Source organism: Tessaracoccus bendigoensis DSM 12906 (assembly GCF_900141915.1).
Classification (GTDB): Bacteria; Actinomycetota; Actinomycetes; order Propionibacteriales; family Propionibacteriaceae; genus Arachnia; species Arachnia bendigoensis.
On the sequence record NZ_FQZG01000034.1, the window covers coordinates 1 to 14,345 of the forward strand.

General features: G+C 66.3%; 12 protein-coding genes. 10 read left to right on the forward strand and 2 right to left on the reverse strand.

Going from position 1 to position 14,345, the window contains the following annotated elements; translation table 11 throughout:
* Positions 1-402 precede the first annotated feature (402 nt).
* Genes BUC15_RS10110 through BUC15_RS10120 form a run of 3 tightly spaced genes read left to right on the forward strand, consistent with a single transcriptional unit; the run spans position 403 to position 3,038 of the window.
* Positions 403-954: an NUDIX hydrolase gene (locus BUC15_RS10110; protein WP_073187801.1), complete on the forward strand. Its 552-nt coding sequence runs from the start codon at positions 403-405 to the stop codon at positions 952-954.
* 57 nt (positions 955-1,011) lie between these two features.
* Positions 1,012-2,418 carry an MFS transporter gene (locus tag BUC15_RS10115; RefSeq protein WP_175558299.1) on the forward strand — a complete coding sequence of 469 codons (1,407 nt, stop codon included), beginning with the start codon at positions 1,012-1,014 and terminating at the stop codon, positions 2,416-2,418.
* Between the two features lie 2 nt (positions 2,419-2,420).
* A complete protein-coding gene (locus BUC15_RS10120) occupies positions 2,421-3,038 on the forward strand; it encodes a hypothetical protein (protein ID WP_073187807.1) in 618 nt (205 codons plus the stop codon).
* Here the strand turns inward: BUC15_RS10120 and BUC15_RS10125 are convergent, their stop codons facing one another.
* Together BUC15_RS10125 and BUC15_RS10130 are read right to left on the reverse strand one after the other, a co-directional pair.
* Positions 3,039-3,710, reverse strand: a complete 672-nt coding sequence (locus tag BUC15_RS10125; RefSeq protein WP_073187809.1) for a 3'-5' exonuclease — start codon at positions 3,708-3,710, stop codon at positions 3,039-3,041.
* A complete protein-coding gene (locus tag BUC15_RS10130; protein ID WP_073187812.1) occupies positions 3,711-5,531 on the reverse strand; it encodes a DUF294 nucleotidyltransferase-like domain-containing protein in 1,821 nt (606 codons plus the stop codon).
* Between the two features lie 174 nt (positions 5,532-5,705).
* On the opposite strand from BUC15_RS10130, the gene BUC15_RS10135 reads away from it, so the two are divergent.
* From BUC15_RS10135 to rplW, 7 genes are all read left to right on the forward strand, one after another.
* A complete protein-coding gene (locus BUC15_RS10135; protein ID WP_217652197.1) occupies positions 5,706-8,666 on the forward strand; it encodes a glycoside hydrolase family 2 TIM barrel-domain containing protein in 2,961 nt (986 codons plus the stop codon).
* A 192-nt stretch (positions 8,667-8,858) separates the two neighbouring features.
* The gene (gene pflB / locus BUC15_RS10140) at positions 8,859-11,132 is read left to right on the forward strand and encodes a formate C-acetyltransferase (RefSeq protein WP_073187815.1); all 2,274 of its coding nucleotides are present in this window, start codon (positions 8,859-8,861) and stop codon (positions 11,130-11,132) included.
* A gap of 4 nt (positions 11,133-11,136) precedes the next feature.
* A complete protein-coding gene (gene pflA / locus BUC15_RS10145) occupies positions 11,137-12,003 on the forward strand; it encodes a pyruvate formate-lyase-activating protein (RefSeq protein WP_245787944.1) in 867 nt (288 codons plus the stop codon).
* Between the two features lie 298 nt (positions 12,004-12,301).
* Positions 12,302-12,613 (forward strand): 30S ribosomal protein S10, encoded by a 312-nt coding sequence (rpsJ, locus tag BUC15_RS10150; RefSeq protein ID WP_015071250.1) that lies wholly within the window; start codon positions 12,302-12,304, stop codon positions 12,611-12,613.
* 11 nt (positions 12,614-12,624) lie between these two features.
* A complete protein-coding gene (gene rplC / locus BUC15_RS10155; protein ID WP_073187820.1) occupies positions 12,625-13,281 on the forward strand; it encodes a 50S ribosomal protein L3 in 657 nt (218 codons plus the stop codon).
* Positions 13,278-14,006, forward strand: a complete 729-nt coding sequence (rplD, locus tag BUC15_RS10160; RefSeq protein ID WP_073187822.1) for a 50S ribosomal protein L4 — start codon at positions 13,278-13,280, stop codon at positions 14,004-14,006. The genes rplC and rplD overlap by 4 nt, the downstream gene beginning before the upstream one ends.
* Positions 14,006-14,314, forward strand: a complete 309-nt coding sequence (gene rplW / locus BUC15_RS10165) for a 50S ribosomal protein L23 (RefSeq protein WP_073187824.1) — start codon at positions 14,006-14,008, stop codon at positions 14,312-14,314. The genes rplD and rplW overlap by 1 nt, the downstream gene beginning before the upstream one ends.
* Positions 14,315-14,345 lie beyond the last annotated feature (31 nt).

Below are 14,345 nucleotides of genomic sequence, written 5' to 3' on the forward strand. Positions count from 1 at the left end.
AGTGTTTGGGCTTGTCGGGTGGCATCCAGGATGCGGGTCTGGTCGTAGCCGGCAGTGATGACCTGCCGCCCAGCTTCCCGCATCGTTTGGTTCATGTGTTCTATTGTTCCGGGCGGGTCCGACAGAAACCCCCGCCCCGGACGCTGTGGAAGATAACGAAACGGTAACGATTCCCGTCGACTTTCGGTCCCCGGTCGGGGTCGGGTTCCTGCACAAAGTCTCGGTGTCTCAATCTCAAGAATCTGTGGCCAGGATTCTGCACCGTATGCCAGGTGGTAACGCCCACGCCTTGCTCGTCCCTCGCAAGGCGGCTCAACCGGCGGCTCAACCGGCGGCTCGACCGCCGGCTGGTTGAGCCGACCCGAAGGAGTGCTGGATGCCCTGCGGGTAGCCTCTGCTCACATGAGTCAACCCCAAGATCCGCTTCCGGGCGAGGGCTGGGCCATCGGCCCCGACGGCATGGCGCGTCGGTCCGCCGCGCGGGTCCTCCTGTTCGACGGGCTGGGGCGCCTGCTGCTGGTCAACGCCCACGACGCGCAGAACCCGGCCCGCCACTGGTGGTTCACCGTCGGGGGCGGGATCGATGAGGGGGAGAGCGCCCGGGATGCGGCCGTCCGGGAGGTCCGTGAGGAGACGGGTCTTGAGGTCGACCCTGCCTCGCTGATCGGGCCGGTCGCCGTGCGCAGTTCGGTCTTCGATTTCTTTGCCAGGCATGTGCGTCAGGACGAGGAGTACTTCGTGGCGCGGCTTGGCGGCATGGCGGAGCACCTGGTCACGACCGGCTGGACGGCGGTGGAACGCTCCTTCATGGATGGCCTGCGGTGGTTCACCCGCCAGGAGATCGAGGCCCTCGAGGTCGAGGTCTTCCCGGTGGAACTCGTACAACTTCTCGACAATCTGGTGGGAGGTTGGGACGGCACCCTGCGTCGCCTGGGCGACCTGAGTGGAAGTTGAACCTGGACTTTTGCGATCCATGCCCCGGTGATGCAGGCGGCGATTCACTGTGACCCAATGAGTCAGCAGAAGATGGCCGGGGAGACGCCAAGGTCTCTCAGATTTCAGCGCAAGATTGCGCTGCTCGCGGGCGCAGGGATGTTCATCGACGGTTTCGACGTCGCCGTGATCGCAGTCGCTCTACCCGGCCTCCGGCAGGAGTGGAACATCACCAGCGGGCTCGTCTCCGGTGTGGTGGCCTCCGCCGTCGTGCTGGGCATGTTCTTCGGAATGATGTTCGGTGGCCGCCTGGTGGACAAGTTCGGGCGACGGAAGATGTACCTCTTCGACCTCCTGGGGTTCGTCGTGTTCGCGTTGGCCGCGGCCCTCACGCAGAATGTCTGGCAACTGATCGCAGCCCGGTTCATGCTCGGCCTCTTCATCGGCGCCGACTATCCCATCAGTTCATCGGTGACCGCGGAGTTCACCTCCCCCAAGCGGCGCGGCGGCTACATCATCTTCATGTCGCTGCTTTGGCAGTTGGGTGCCTTCACCGCCTATGTCACGGGCATCGTCCTGATGCAGGTCGGTGACAGCGCATGGCGCTGGATGTTGGCCGTCGGGGCGCTGCTGGCCGTGATCGTGATCATCATGCGGCACAGCATGCCCGAATCGCCGCGATGGCTGCGGGCGCAGGGCAGAGACGCGGAGGCCGACGCGATCGAACGCCAGGTGTTCGAGGAGCACGACCTGGTGATCAACTCCGGGTCTGGCGTGAAACCCGCCTCTGCAAGCAAGGGGCAGTGGAGGGAACTCTTCTCCCCGCTGATGATCAGGGCAACCGTGTTCTGCTCGGTGTTCTGGTTCGCGTTCGCCGTCTCGTTCTACGGGATCCAGATGTACACCCCGACGATTCTCGGGCCATTCACTGAGGGACGACCCGAGCTGGCCTTCCTCGGTGCCGCCCTGATCGCTGCCTTGGGTGTCGTGGGTGCCGGGATCGGCATGTTCACCGTCGAACGCTGGGGGCGCCGTCGCCAGATGATCTGGTGCTTCGTCGGTATGGTCATCGCCCTGGTCGTCCTGGCCCTGTGGCAGGACCCGACGCTGACCTTCCTCATCGTGTTCCTGTCGATCACGATCCTGCTGGCCAACCTCGGGCCCGGGGTGCTCAACATGGTCTATCCGAATGAGATGTTCCCGACCCGACTGCGAGGCACCGGGGTGGGATTCGCCGGCTCGGTGAGCCGCATCGGGTCGATCCTGGGCGTGCTCGTCTTCCCGGTGCTGGTCGATTCGTGGGGAATGGCCAACGCCACCTGGCTCTTCGCAGGGGTTGCGATCATCGGGCTGGCGACCGCCGTGGCGCTGGCGCCCGAGACCAAGGGGCGGAGCATGGAGGAGTTGGAGGAACTTGCCAACAACGGCTGGCGTGACGAATCCGGTGAGCGGGTCGTGTATGGGAACTTCCGGAAGGGAGCTTGAGCGTGGTCAGCAACTTCTTCGCGGGCACCGTCGACGACTGGGACGACCCTGCCGGCATGTTGCACGCCTACCTGGTGCCTGACGGCTCGGTCCTCGACCGCCTGGTCGCTCCGACGCTGGCGCTCGATGCCCTGCCGTTCCTGGCCGTCCAGCCCCGGGAGGCGCTCCACGTCACGGTGCTGCGGTTCCCGTTCCTGATCCGTTCCCTGTCGGAGAGTCAGGTCGCCGAATTGGCCGCCGCCGCGGGCCGGAGTTCCGCCGGCACGGGCCCGCTTCTGCTGGACTTCGACGAGCCGCATGCCACCGCGGATTCCGTGTTGCTGCGGGCCGATCCGGTCGACGGCTGGCACCGCCTCGTGGCTGCGGCCCGCGCGGCAGCAGCCGAGGCACTCGGGGAGGGGGCCGGGCGGTATGCGCCACCGCCGGCGCCCCACCTCACGCTCGCCTACGCGACCGCGGGAGGAGACGACGGCGAGATCGAGGCCGCCCTTTGGCGCGGGGCGGAACCACACCGGTTCGGCCAGGTGGTCTTTGACAGGATCGCCTGGTGTGCAGTGCACCAGAACCGCGATGCGGGCACCTACACGTTCGAGACCATCAACGAGACGCCGCTTGGCTGATCAGGACCAGCGCAGGGCCTGACGGAGGGTGCCGATCCTCAGTTCCTGGGCCAGCGCGAGCCAGAGTTCTGCGCAGGCAAGCGCGTCGACGACGGCGTCGTGGCCCCGGTAGGTCGGCAACGAACTGCGCCGACGCAGGCGCCAGAGCCGAAGCGCATCCGGCGGATGGTCCTCGTCCATCCCTAGTGCCCGGTGACCCAGCGTCAGGGTGTCGATGGCCGGGAGGTCGATCTGGATGCCGTGCAGGCGGCGCACGGCCACGGTCAGGAAACCGACCTCGACCGCGCAGTGATGGGCGAGCAGTACCCTTCCGGCGAGCCGGTCGAAGACGAGGTCGAGGGCCTCTGCCAGGGGGACGCCGTCGGCGAGGAGTTCGTCGTCGGTCAGTTGGTGGATGACGGCGGACTGGCCCACGTCATGGCCCGGATTGACCAGGATGTTCGCGGCGCTGCCCAACGGGATGGTGAGGCCCTCCACATCGAGCATTCCTGCCGAGACGATGTGGTCCCGGTCTGCGTCCAAACCGGTGGTCTCGAAGTCGATGGCCAGGAGCGGCAGGTCTTCGATCGGGCAGGTGCGCGGCGGTGGGGGTGTTGCCAGGTAGTGACGCAGGCCGCCGTCGGGGACCTCGGCTGCCAGCGCCGCGTTGGACTTCCTGAATGGCCACCTCATCTACATGAACTGGGTCTGGAAGCTGACGGTGAGTGCCCGCTGCGACCTGCCGACGAAGGTGAACGCGTCGCGCAGGGTTCGCCGCTCGAACTCAGAAAGCTCGCCTGGGGCGATGAAGTTGTCCGGGTCTTCGCCCGCGGCGATCTGCATGCCCTGGTGCCGCAGCCTGGTGTAGCCGAGGAACTCGTGGGCATTGAGGAGGTTTTCGACCTCGGCGCCGTGTTCGGCTGCAGCCGCTAGCCGGGCGCGGGTGCCGACCTGGGGGAGGCCCCATTTGAGGGCGTAGAGCCGAGCCACGTCGACTATCGGGTTGATGCCGCCCTTCTTCACGTCGAGCCGGTCGCGCTGGGTGCCGTGCTTCTCCAGTACGAAGCCGCGCCAAAATCCGATGGGGACCGCGATGTCGTTGGCGTGTTTGGCGAGGTGTCCCAGGAAGCGCGTCGACTGGGGGGCGACCGCCAGCACCCGACGTTGCAGTTCCGCCGCCAGCGTGTGCTCGCCGTGGATGGGGCGCAGGTCGAAGAAGATCGACGAGTGCAGCACCGCTTCCGGGGTCGGGGTAGAAAGCCAGTCCGTGAAGATCCGGCGCCACTGGCCGAGCGGTTGACGCCAGCGGGGATTGGTTGCCATCACGTCACCGTCGCATCGGCTGAATCCGCACTGCACCAGTGCAGACGTCAGGTATTCGGCGAGCTCCGCGAAGTACGCGTCGTGCTCCGGGGCAGCGCGGTCGTCGAGGATGAACGCGTGGTCCTGATCCGAGCCCAGCGCCTGCTCCTGCCTCGCCAGGGACCCGAGCGCGACCCAGCAGTACGGGACCGGAGGGGAGCCGAGAGCTTGCTCACCGAGTTCGGCGAGGCGTTGCCACAGCGCATCGGTGGTGCGGCTGATGATGCGGGAGATGTCCTCAGCGGTCGCATCCTGCCGCAGCAGTCGGGAGACAAGGCGGGGAAGTCTGCCCATCACCGAGGCCAGACCCGCGACGTCGTGTTGGCGTGCCAGGTCGCCGACGAGGTAGAGCGGGCTCGACCGCTCCAGACGCATCAGGTCTCCCGAGGTCACCATGCCGATCACGCGATCGCCGTCCATGACGGGAAGATGGTGGATCCGGTGCTCAACCAGGCCGAGGAGCACATCGAGGGCCAGCGCGTCCTTGCCGACGGTGTACGGTCCGGAGGTCATCGTCTCGGCCAGGGGCGTCGTGCCGGACTGGGCCATCGCAACGACCCGCCTAAGGTCCCGGTCCGTGAGGATGCCGACGAGTTTCTCCCCGCGGGTCACCAACACCGCGGAGATCCGTTGATTGTGCATGACGACGGCCGCGTCGCCGACCGTGCAGTCGACGTCGATCGTGACCGGGGGACGCGTGATCATGTCTGAGACGGCGACCTGCAGCACCGGCCCGTCTTCGGAGGCCTGGCGGGTGGTGTCGCCCAACCGCGATTCGGTGAAGAACCTGAGCACCCCTGGGTCTCGGACCAGTTCGCGCACCACATCCGCGTCGAATGACCAGAGCAGGGTGTCCTCGGTTGCGGTGAAGGAGAAGCGGGACGGGCGGTCCTCCAGGATGGACGACTGCCCGAAGCACTGCCCCTCCTCGTCGTGATCGACCAGCGCGCCGTCGGCGTCTCTGATTTCCACCGCACCGGAGCGGATGACGTGCATGAGAGAGTTTGGCGACCCGGCGGCCAGGATCACGGTGCCCCGCCGTACGTAGGTGGCGACGGCGCGTCTGGCGAGCGCTGCGACCTCGGTTGGTGTGAGCCTGGACCAGGGTTCGCGGGCGGCGAGAAACTGCGTTGTCTCTGCAAGCTCCGACATGTTCGAAACAGTAGTGTTTCCGCGGCTGCGCGTGGGGTGATTCGGGGGAGTGAGGTCCCCGTTTCCTCAGCCCGACCACCAGATAGACCCCACCCACATGCGAATGTGTCCCCGCAGTCGACGACGACCACCGGTAGGATCGACGGGTCCGCCCTCGTCTCCGTGGAGGAAGCCTTGTCCGAAATCACCTTGTTCTCACCGGGATCCGGCCGTCGCATCACGCCCCGTTCCCGGGTCTCATCCGACGCCGTGGAATACGACCTCAGCGGAACCTGGCGGTTCCGGTTCTCCAGCCGACCGGAGTTGGCGCCCTCAGGGGCGGAGCGGGTGGACTTCGACGACTCGGGCTGGGATCAGATCACGGTCCCGAGCCACTGGGTGCTGCAGGGAAGGGACGACTGGGGCAGGCCGGCCTACACCAACTTCGACTACCCCTTCCCGGTCGAACCGCCGGTCGTTCCAGATGAGAACCCCACCGGCGACTACCGGCTCGACTTCGAACTTCCGGACGGTTTCGGCGACCGGGTCTACCTGCGGTTCGACGGCGTCGAGTCGCTCGCGATCGTCTCGCTCAACGGCGTTGAGGTGGGCGTGGTGCGTGGCAGCCGCCTGGCGCAGGAACTCGACGTGACCGAAGAGGCCGTCACCGGCCGAAACGTCCTGCACGTCCGCGTGCACCAATGGTCCGCGGCGACCTATCTGGAGGACCAGGACCAGTGGTGGCTGCCTGGCATCTTCCGCCCCGTCACGGTACTGTCCCGCCCCGCCGCGGGCATCGAGGATGTCTGGCTGCGCGCCGACTTCGACCCAGCCACCAGACAGGCCACCCTGCGGCCCGAGCTGCGGGCCGACGCGGATGCCTTCCCGATCACCGTCACGCTTCCGGAGCTCCGAGTCGAGGCGACCTTCGAGACGCCGTCGGACGTAGCCCCCATCCCGGTCGGGGAGGTGGCGCCCTGGAGTGCCGACCGTCCGCGCCTCTACGATGCCTCGGTCTCTAACGCCGTCGAGACCCGGACGCTCCGCGTCGGATTCCGGCGGATCGAGATCGTCGGGCACGAATGGCGGGTCAACGGCCGTAAGCTCCGGCTGCGAGGCGTCAACCGTCACGAGTACGATCCCGACCACGGCCGTGTGTTTGACGCCGACGCCGTCCGGGAACAGCTGAAGTTGATGAAACGCAGCAACATCAACGCGATCCGCACCTCGCACTATCCGCCGCACCCATCATTCTTCGACATGACCGACGAGCTCGGCTTCTGGGTGATCGACGAATGCGACCTGGAAACCCACGGCTTCGAGGCTGGCGGTTGGGTCGACAACCCGACGGACGACCCGCGCTGGCGGGAGGCGCTTCTCGACCGCATCGAGCGCACCGTCGAGCGCGACAAGAACCACCCGTCGATCATTTCGTGGTCGCTGGGCAACGAATCGGGCACCGGGCAGAACGCCGCGGCGATGGCCGACTGGGCACACCGGCGTGATCCGGAGCGCCCGGTCCACTTCGAGCCCGACTTCGACGGCCGCTACAGCGATCTCGTGTCGCGGATGTACCCGCCGATCGAGGAGATGGAGGACATGTCGGCCGGTACCGGTCAGCACATGTTCGCCAGCGTCGGACGCAACGCGGAACTGGCCAAGCGTCCGATGCTCCTGTGCGAGTACGAACATGCCATGGGCAACGGGGCCGGGGCGCTCGCCGAGTATGAACGGATCTTCGACACGCTGCCGCAGTGGCACGGCGGATTCGTCTGGGAATGGCGCGACCACGGGCTGCGCACCGTGACAGCCGACGGGCGCGAGTATTTCGGCTACGGCGGGGATTTCGGAGAAGAGATGCACGACGGTTCGTTCGTATGTGACGGACTGCTCCTCTCCGACGGCACCCCGACCCCGATGCTCGCCGAGTTCGCCGCCGTCACCACGCCGATAAAGCTCGTCCTGGGTGAGGGCAACGTGACCATCGAGAACCGCCGCCACGACGGCAACACCAGCGATCTGCGGTTCATGTGGCGTGACGAGTTGGAGGGCCGCCAGATCGGGCAGGGTGAACTGCGGGTTCCCGCGGTCGCGCCCGGGGCCAGCGTCACCGTCGGGTTGCCGGGGTTCGAGCCCCGTGCGGGCGAGTTGTGGCGCACGGTCGAGGCCGTCACCGCCGAACCGTCGGCCTGGGCCGGTCCCGGACACGTGGTCACCGCCGTCCAGCAGCGCCTCGCAGTCGGTGAATCGGCAACCGGGCAACCGGGCTCCGCGGCTCCCGTTGCCGAAGGCGGGATGATCAGCTTCGGGCCAGGCCTGTTCGATGCCCGCACCGGAGACCTGGTCGAGGTCGACGGCAGGACCTTCACCGGCCCGAGGCTGGAGCTTTGGCGGGCACCGACGGAGAACGACTCGCTCGGCTCGTTCCCCAGTTACGTCTACGTCGAGGCCACGTCATCACGGGGCAAGGGCGGCCCGGCTCCTTCGTCGGCGGAGCAGTGGCGTTCGGCCGGGCTTGACCGCCTGCACCGCAGGGTGATTTCGGTCGAGGCCGAGCCCGGAGCGCTCGTGGTCATGCACCGCTATGCCCCGGCAGCGACCAGGAACGCCGTGACCGTCGAGCTGCGCTGGACGCTCAGGGAGGGTGCGCTGAGGCTCGAAGCGACCGCGGTCCCCACGCGTGACTGGCAGGGCACCTGGCCGAGGATCGGCCTGCATTTCACCTTGGAGGAGGGCGTCGGACCGGTCGAATGGTTCGGCACCGGCCCCGCAGAGAACTATCCCGATTCCCGTGCGGCCGCCCTCGTAGGACGGTTCGAGTCCACCGTTGCCGAACTGAACGTCGACTACGCGGTCCCCCAGGAGAGCGGCCACCGCGCCGACCTCAGGGAACTCAGCCTGCCTGACCTGGGCCTGACGCTCCGGGCCGAGCCGGTCGCCGGTCAGCTGCCCGGGTTCTCTTTGCGGGAGCACGATGCCCACGAGGTGACCGCCGCCACGCACCCATACGAGCTTCCTGCTCCCACCGCGACCCATCTGTACCTCGACGCGCAGCAACACGGCCTCGGATCGCGCTCCTGTGGCCCGGATGTGCGTCCCGAGTACCAGCTTCGGCCGCGCGCGGCCGGTTGGTCGCTTGAGATCACTGGTCGGTGAGGCGGGGTATCATGCATCATGGTTGAGCAGTTCGCCTTATAGCAGAGGCCCGGTTAAAAGAACAGCCCCTACGGGGAGTAGTATTAATTCCACAGCGCCGTACCGAATCGCCCGGGGGTTTTCCGTGAAAGCGGAGTAACCGGGTGCCGGTACCCGCGTACCCGACACTCAAACCTGTCTCCCAGGAGCAAAATGACGGCCTCGGCCCCAACCCGCGAAGAGTCACTCGTACCAGAAGATCCGTGGGGAGGTTTCGTTCCCGGCGCATGGAGCAACAGCATCGACGTCCGGGATTTCATCCTGACCAACTTCACCCCGTATGACGGGGATGCCTCGTTCCTCGCAGGACCGACCGCCAAGACGCTGGGCGTGTGGGAAACCCTGCAGCGCGATTACCTGTCGGTCGAGCGCACCAAGCGCATCTACGACGTCGAGACGCACATCCCCGGTGATGTCGACGCCTTCCCGGCGGGCTACATCTCGTCTGACGATGACGTCATCGTCGGCCTCCAGACCGACACCCCGCTGAAGCGGCCCATGATGCCGGCCGGTGGATGGCGCATGGTCGAGACCGCGACCCGCGAGGCCGGCCTCGAACCCGATCCGCGGATCAAGGAGATCTTCACCCGTTACCGCAAGACGCACAACGAGGCCGTCTTCGATATCTACACCCCCCGCATCCGTGCGGCCCGCAGCTCACACCTGGTCACGGGCCTGCCGGACGCCTACGGCCGTGGCCGCATCATCGGGGACTACCGTCGGGTCGCCCTGTATGGCGTCGACGCCCTGATCGCGGCGAAGCAGACCGACAAGGATTCGGTCGCCGACCAGCCGTTCAGCGAGGACTGGGCGCGCTACCGCGAGGAGCACTCGGAGCAGATCAAGGCTCTGAAGAAGCTGAAGAACCTTGGCGCGAGCTATGGCTTCGACCTTTCGCGCCCCGCCGCGACGTTCCATGAGGCGGTCCAGTGGACCTACCTGGCCTACCTCGCCTCCGTGAAGAGCCAGGACGGTGCCGCCATGAGCATCGGCCGCCTCTCCGGTTTCTTCGACATCTACGCTCAGCGCGACCTGGCCTCCGGCCTGATCACCGAGTCCGACGCGCAGGAGATCATCGACGCGCTCGTCACGAAGCTGCGCATCGTGCGCTTCCTGCGCACCATCGACTACGACCAGATCTTCTCCGGTGACCCCTACTGGGCCACCTGGTCCGACGGCGGCTTCGCCAACGACGGGCGCACCCTGGTCACCAAGACCTCATTCCGCCTGCTGCAGACGTTGCGCAACCTCGGCCCGGCCCCCGAGCCCAACATCACCATCTACTGGGACGCGAAGCTGCCCGAGGGCTACAAGGCATTCTGCGCGTCGATCTCGATCGAGACCTCCGCAATCCAGTACGAGTCCGACGCCGAGATCCGCAACCAGTGGGGCGACGACACCGCGATCGCGTGCTGCGTCTCACCGATGGCCATCGGCAAGCAGATGCAGTTCTTCGGCGCGCGCCTCAACACCGCAAAGGCGCTCCTTTACGCCATCAACGGTGGCCGCGACGAGATGAGCGGCAAGCAGATCATCGACGGCTACGAGCCGATCACCGGTGACGAGCCGCTCGACTTCGACACCGTCTGGGCCAAGTACGACGCGATGCTCGACCATGCCGTCCACACGTATGTCGAGGCGCTGAACATCATCCACTACAGCCACGACAAGTACGCCTACGAGGCGATGGAGATGGCGCTGCACGACGACGAGATCGTGCGCACCATGGGCTGTGGCATGGCGGGGCTCTCGATCGTGGCTGACTCGCTGGCCGCCATCAAGTACGCAACCGTCACCCCGGTGCGCGACGAGACCGGCCTCGTGGTCGACTACATCACCGAGGGCGACTTCCCGATGTACGGCAACGATGATGACCGGGCCGACGAACTCGCCAAGCTGGTCGTGTCGACCGTCATGGGCAAGATCCGGAAGATCAAGCTGTACCGCGACGCCGTCCCGACCCAGTCGGTCCTGACGATCACCTCGAACGTCGTCTATGGCAAGGCCACCGGTGCCTTCCCGTCCGGGCATGAGGCCGGCACCCCGTTCGCGCCGGGCGCCAACCCCGAGAACGGTGCGGACACCCACGGCATGCTCGCCTCCATGATGAGCGTCGGCAAGCTGGAGTACGAGGACGCCCTCGACGGCATCTCGCTGACCAACACCATCACCCCGACGGCCCTGGGTCGTACCGAGGAGGAGCGCATCGCGAACCTGGTCGGCATCCTCGATGCCGGCATGGGGGAAGGGCTCTACCACGCCAACATCAACGTGTTGAACCGTGAAACGCTCCTCGACGCGATGGAGAACCCGGAGAACTACCCCCAGCTGACGATCCGCGTCTCTGGCTATGCCGTGAACTTCGTCAAGCTGACCCGTGAGCAGCAGCTCGACGTGCTCTCCCGCACGTTCCACGAGGCCCTCTGAGCCTGTGGATCAACCTCTGAAGGACGCCCCGGGCACCGCGCCCGGGGCGTCCGCCTCGCCCGCCACCAGGGCAGGCATGATCGGTGGGATCCCCGTGGTCGACGACTCCGACCGGTCCGCTGTCCTGCTCGGCACGCGCACCGGCGAGATCGGGCTGGTCCACTCCTGGGAGTTGGTCACCGCCGTCGACGGCCCAGGCACGCGGATGACGACGTTCCTTGCGGGTTGCCCGCTGCGGTGTCTCTACTGCCATAACCCGGACACCATGAGCGCCCGCCGCGGCGTTCCAGTACGGGCCACCGACCTGCTCGCCAAGATCTACCGCTACCGCAACATCTTCAAGGCCACCAAGGGCGGCATCACGTTGTCCGGTGGCGAGGTGTTGCAGCAGCCAAGGTTTGCCGAACGGATCCTCCGCGGAGCCAAGGAGTTCGGCGTCCATACGGCGCTGGACACCTCCGGCTACCTTGGCCGCAACGCCACCGACGATCTCCTCTCCGACGTCGACCTCGTCCTGCTCGACGTGAAGGCCGGCGACGAGGAGACCTACAAGCGGGTCACCGGCCGCGAGTTGCAGCCGACGTTGGACTTCGGGCGACGCCTGGACGGCTTTGAGACGGAGGTCTGGATCCGCTACGTGCTGGTGCCCGGCCTGACCGACGATCCAGATTCGGTGGCGCGGGTCGCCGATTATGCCGCGTCACTGTGCAACGTCACACGCGTCGAGGTCCTGCCCTTCCACCAGATGGGCCGCGGCAAGTGGCACGAGATCGGTATGACGTACCAGCTTGAGGACACTCAGCCCCCTTCCACGGAGCTCGCCGAGGCGACGCGGGAGATCTTCAGGGCCCGCGCCCTGACCACATACTGAGCGCCCCACCCCCGCGCTCGCGCGTGTCGCGGAGTTGGTGATAGCCCGGATTTGGCTCAGCCGCCCAGACGTGCCAAGATAGGGGGGTTGCTCCGCGAGGGGTCTGAGTGCTCCGGCGCCCGGAACAGCTCGCGAATCAGGCCGGATCTGAGCTTTCGGCACCTCCGGGTACGTCTTGGAAGGTCGCGCTCGGTCGAGTTCGATGATGCGACACTCCCGAGTACGGGGGTGGGGGTGACAAGGGGTTTTACCCCGAAGGAACTTGAAATTTCCAAAGGGACGAGAAGAAGGAACGACTGTGGCTGGACAAAAGATCCGCATCAGGCTGCGGGCGTATGACCATGAGGTCATCGACAGCTCGGCGCGCAAGATCGTCGACACCGTGACTCGCACGGGTGCGAAGGTGGCCGGCCCGGTGCCGCTGCCGACGGAGAAGAACGTGTTCTGCGTTATCCGTTCGCCCCACAAGTACAAGGACAGCCGTGAGCACTTCGAGATGCGCACGCACAAGCGTCTGATCGACATTCTCGATCCGACGCCGAAGACAGTCGATTCGCTGATGCGTCTCGACCTGCCTGCCGGTGTTGACATCGAGATCAAGCTTCCGTGAGGTCTGCTGAAATGAGTGAACGAATCGTGAAGGGCATCCTGGGCACCAAGCTCGGCATGACCCAGTTGTGGGACGAGAACAACATGGTCGTCCCGGTGACGGTCATCCAGGCCGGTCCCTGTGTCGTGACGCAGGTCCGCACCCCCGAGACCGACGGCTACAACGCCGTGCAACTCGGCTTCGGCGCGGTCAAGGCCAAGAAGGTCACCAAGCCGGAGGCCGGGCACTTCGCCAAGGCCGACGTCACCCCCCGTAAGCACCTGGTGGAACTCCGGACCGCAGATGCGTCCGAGTTCGAACTGGGACAGGAGCTGACCGCCGAGGTCTTCGCCGACGGCGAGTTCGTCGACGTGACCGGCACCTCCAAGGGCAAGGGCACCGCAGGCGTCATGAAGCGCCACGGCTTCAAGGGCCTCCGCGCTTCGCACGGTGTGCACCGCAAGCACCGCTCGCCCGGCTCCATCGGTGGCTGCGCCACCCCCGGCAGGGTCTTCAAGGGCCTTCGCATGGCGGGTCGCATGGGCAATGACAAGGTCACCGTCCAGAACCTGAAGATTCACGCGGTTGACGCTGAGCGTGGCCTGCTGCTTGTCCGCGGCGCCATCCCCGGCAACAACGGGTCCCTCGTCGTCGTCCGCAGCGCAGCTAAGAAGGGTGCCGCAGCATGAGCGATCTGACAGTTGACGTGATCGACGCCGCGGGCAAGAAGGCCGGAGAGGCCGACCTGCCGGGCGAACTGTTCGACACGCAGACCAACATCCCCCTGATCCACCAGGTCGTCGTGGCCCAGCTGGCGGCCGCCCGCCAGGGCACGCACGACACCAAGACCCGCGCCGAGGTCCGTGGCGGTGGCATCAAGCCTTGGCGCCAGAAGGGCACCGGACGCGCGCGTCACGGCTCGCGTCGTTCGCCGATCTGGACCGGCGGTGGCGTCGTGCACGGCCCGACCCCGCGTGACTACGGCCAGCGCACCCCGAAGAAGATGATCGCCGCGGCGCTCCGTGGGGCTCTCTCGGACCGTGCCCGTGACGGGCAGGTGTTCGTGGTCTCCGAGATCGTCGCCGGTGAGAAGCCGTCGACCAAGGGGGCCATCGAGTCCCTGACCAGGATCGCCGGCGACATCAGCAAGGTGCTCGTCGTGCTCGACCGCTTCGAGGACGTCGCCTGGCTCAGCCTGCGCAATGTTCCGACGGTTCACGCCCTGGCTGTCGACCAGCTCAACACGTACGACGTGCTGGTCAACGACAAGGTCATCTTCACCTCCGCGGCGCTGGCGGCGTTCGTCGCCGGGCCCGCGACCGGTCGGTCGGCCAAGGCCGTCGCCACCGAGTCGGAGGCCGCTGCGGTTGAGGCTGAGGTCGCCGACGACACGAACAAGGAGAAGGGCAAGTGATGAACGCGCTGAAGATCCGGGATCACCGCGACGTCATCCTGCGTCCCGTGGTGAGCGAGAAGAGCTACAACCTGCTCGACGACGGCAAGTACACCTTCGTCGTCGCTCCCGACGCCAACAAGACCGAGATCAAGATCGCCATCGAGCAGATCTTCGACGTCAAGGTGGAGTCGGTGAACACCCTCAACCGGCAGGGCAAGCGTCGCCGCACCCGTTACGGGTACGGCAAGAAGGTCGACACCAAGCGTGCGATCATCACCCTCGCTGAGGGACAGAGCATCGACATCTTCGGGGGCCCGGTCGGCTGACCGGAGTACTCACAAGAAGAAGGATTTTTGA